This window comes from Paraburkholderia sp. Ac-20342 (assembly GCF_017104985.1).
Taxonomy (GTDB): domain Bacteria; phylum Pseudomonadota; class Gammaproteobacteria; order Burkholderiales; family Burkholderiaceae; genus Paraburkholderia.
This window is the reverse complement of record NZ_JAAGPQ010000194.1, coordinates 1-2,758: the sequence shown is the minus strand read 5'-3', so window position 1 is coordinate 2,758 and position 2,758 is coordinate 1. Positions and strand designations below refer to the sequence as shown.

2 protein-coding genes are annotated in these 2,758 nt (G+C 53.2%); both read right to left on the bottom strand.

Annotation, left to right across the window (positions count from 1 at the left end):
- Positions 1-104: 104 nt before the first annotated feature.
- Positions 105-554, bottom strand: a complete 450-nt coding sequence (locus G3N58_RS33620) for a hypothetical protein (RefSeq protein WP_206001346.1) — start codon at positions 552-554, stop codon at positions 105-107.
- Between the two features lie 444 nt (positions 555-998).
- Positions 999-2,183: a 4-hydroxybenzoate 3-monooxygenase gene (gene pobA / locus G3N58_RS33615; RefSeq protein WP_206001345.1), complete on the bottom strand. Its 1,185-nt coding sequence runs from the start codon at positions 2,181-2,183 to the stop codon at positions 999-1,001.
- Positions 2,184-2,758: the final 575 nt, after the last annotated feature.

The following is a 2,758-nucleotide window of genomic DNA, read 5'->3' as shown; positions in this document are numbered from 1 at the left end:
AGCACGACACAGCCAAAGAAGGAGAGAAAGAAGACCCAAATACCCACTGAATAACACGAAAAGCTGGTCTAACGGGTGGGTCAGAATTCAATGCAAATCGTGGGTCAGGATTCCGTGCAAATCAACAACAATAGCCTCTCTGAAGCACGATCAGATTGAAGCCCGTCGCACGTTTCGAGGATCGCAGTGGGAAATGAAGATTCCGAAGTGCAGCCGACAATCGCAGCGATATCTTGGTTGCCGCGTAAGGTGATCACCTTTGCATCGTCCTGCGAGCAGGGAAAGCTTGCCGATAGTTGTCCATCTACATCTATCAAAATCGGTACATCGGTTCGAATCCCAGTGACAAAACTTTCGCCTTTCTGCAGCACAAGATATGGTCGTACGCCTTTCGACGCTAACCGCCCGGATTCGACGATAAAACATTGAATAACTCCGTCGGCGTTATTGGGATCGGCACCAATCAATAACAAGCGGATATATCCGGATGCATAGGCGTGAAAGAAACTAAATCGCGTGCCATCACTGATTTCAAAATTCCAATCAGGCGCCAAGTTACCACAAGAAATGGAAAGGTCTGCCCCTCAAACGGACAGGAGTCGACAAGTCTGCAATCGCAGAACGAGGAGCCTCAGTTGTTGTGTTGAGCTCGAAACTGCGAGGTGATTTCGTGAGCATCATATAAATTCCTATGGGGCAATCGCACCTAACCTATTTCTCGCAGACGCAGGCGGTCATTGTCGTCGCAACCCCTCTGTTGAAGGCAAATGGAAACGTTGGCCCTGTTTCAAACGTCGGCTTATGCGTCAACACGCCCGACGGATAGCAGTCGCAGCAAACAACGGCGCCGATCGAGGCCGCGGTGTCCTTTCGACTCATCTATGCTGACCGTCATGTAGGGAGCGAGTGTAAGCTGAAGCACATTAATGAACATCATGCGTTCGCCCCGAACGTCGAAGCCGCAGAGCTAGAGTTTCAAACAGCACACAGTGCGGAACTCACTCGATAGGCTCATAAGGTAGCCCGACGTAATTCTCCGCGATTGTTTTTAGACCAGCCTCAGAGGTAGTGTAGTAATGGAAATCCGTACGCTGCATGCGTTTGTCGAACGCATCGCGATCCGAGAACTCGTGCAACAAGTTTGTCATGAACCAGGAGAAACGCTCTGCCTTCCAAACTCTGCGTAGAGAGATCTGTGAATACCTCGCGAGCAATTCGGTGCGGCCGTCGCGATAGACTAGTTTCAAAATTTCGTAGAGTGCCTTCACATCGCTGGCTGCCAGATTCAACCCCTTCGCTCCCGTTGGGGGAACGATATGCGCGGCGTCGCCCACGAGAAAGAGCTTGCCATACTGCATCGGCTCGACCACATAGCTGCGCAGTGGCGCTATGCTCTTCTCCAGCGACGGTCCTATAACGATATTTTCCGCAACTTCTTTCGGAAGGCGACGCTTCAGCTCTTCCCAAAAGCGATCATCGGACCAGCTATCTATCCTCTCGGTCAGCGGCACCTGCAAGTAGTAACGGCTTCGCGTGATCGAGCGCTGGCTGCACAGCACAAAGCCACGCTCGTGGTGGGCATAGATCAATTCTTCATTCGCCGGCGGCGTGTCAGAAAGAAGCCCGAGCCAGCCAAATGGATAGACACGCTCGAAATGCGTGAGCACTTCTGCGGGAATGGCCTTCCGCGAGACGCCGTGGAAACCGTCACATCCCGCGATATAGTCGCAATCGAGCCGAGTTGTCTCGCCATCTTTTTCGAATGTGACGTACGGCGCGCTGCCATTCACATCGTGTAGTTGAACATTGGCCACTTCGTAGATGGTGGTTCCCCCGCTCGCATCGCGCGCATCCATCAGATCTCTGGTTACTTCTGTCTGACCATACACCAGGACTGAAGAGCCGCCGGTGAGCTCTTTCAGGTCGATACGCACCCGCCTTCCGTCAAACACGAGTTCTATGCCGTCGTGAATTAAGCCCTCGCTGTCCATTCGATCGCTGATGCCTGCTTCGCGCATCAGGTTGACCGTGCCCTGCTCGAGTACTCCGGCGCGGATCCGGCTCAAAACGTATGAGCCGCTCTGCCGCTCCAGAATGATATTGTCGATTCCCGCATTCTGGAGCAATTGGCCCAACAAGAGGCCGGATGGTCCCGCACCGATGATTGCAACCTTCGTCTTCATGACCGCTGCCTCCTTTCTTCATTCAAACGCGCCTAGCCTACAACCAAGCGAGCGGGCAATAATCCTATTCTGTGGAAAACTACAGCCGGGCTAAGGCGTTTTTTCTTTTGTTGGCGGGCGCGCGGGCGTCGACGTTCCACCTCCGATGCATCAGAGCGTTCTCCTCGAAGCGAAATTACGCCTGTTATCTACTTAGCCTTTGCGAAGGCACTCTCACCTCCTCAACCGGGCTACCGTGAAATCTCCCAGCCACATGAGCGCCCAACGATCCTGCTATTTCCGCTTTCTGAGCCTGCTGGCGGAAAGCTCCCTCGTGCCCAGCGCTCTCGCGTCGTTCATCTGAAACATCGCTTGCGTATCGCACGGTGATTTTTGCGTGCACTAACGGCCCTCTCGCCGCGAAGTCTGCCGACAAAGATTCGCAACCGCAATGCGATATCGCCGATAGTCAGTATCCTGACTGCCGATAATAGTATTCTGCCAAAGCGAAATACCTCGCAACGCCCATCCCATCAGTGATTCGCTCCACGCCCGCGCTCTTTTTTCTTCATCTCTTGGTAGTTGTACTTATTTGA